Raw genomic sequence first — 341 nt, forward strand, 5'->3', positions numbered from 1 at the left:
CATCTAAGCGTGAAGCCCCCCTCAAGATGAGATTTCCCAGTATGTAAGACCCCTTGAAGACGACGAGGTAGATAGGCTGGGGGTGGAAGTGCAGCAATGCATGGAGCTGACCAGTACTAATCGGTCGAGGGCTTATCCAAGTTGCAGGTTTTAATCGCAAATTCGTTTCGGATCTAGTTTTCAGGGAATAATCTCTGAATGCATTTGTTTCACAAATGCTCGTTTGGTGGCGATAGCGGAGGGGTTCCACACGTACCCATCCCGAACACGACCGTTAAGCCCTCTAGCGCCGATGGTACTTGGACCGAAGGGTCCTGGGAGAGTAGGACGTTGCCAAGCGA

2 rRNA genes are annotated in these 341 nt (G+C 51.3%); both read left to right on the plus strand.

What is annotated here, in order from left to right:
• Positions 1 to 140, plus strand: a 23S ribosomal RNA gene (locus tag HP552_RS00215); the annotation flags it as partial.
• 82 nt (positions 141 to 222) lie between these two features.
• Positions 223 to 339: ribosomal RNA gene (gene rrf / locus HP552_RS00220) — 5S ribosomal RNA — on the plus strand.
• Positions 340 to 341 lie beyond the last annotated feature (2 nt).

The organism is Paenibacillus xylanilyticus (assembly GCF_013359935.1).
In the GTDB taxonomy this organism is placed as follows: domain Bacteria; phylum Bacillota; class Bacilli; order Paenibacillales; family Paenibacillaceae; genus Paenibacillus; species Paenibacillus xylanilyticus.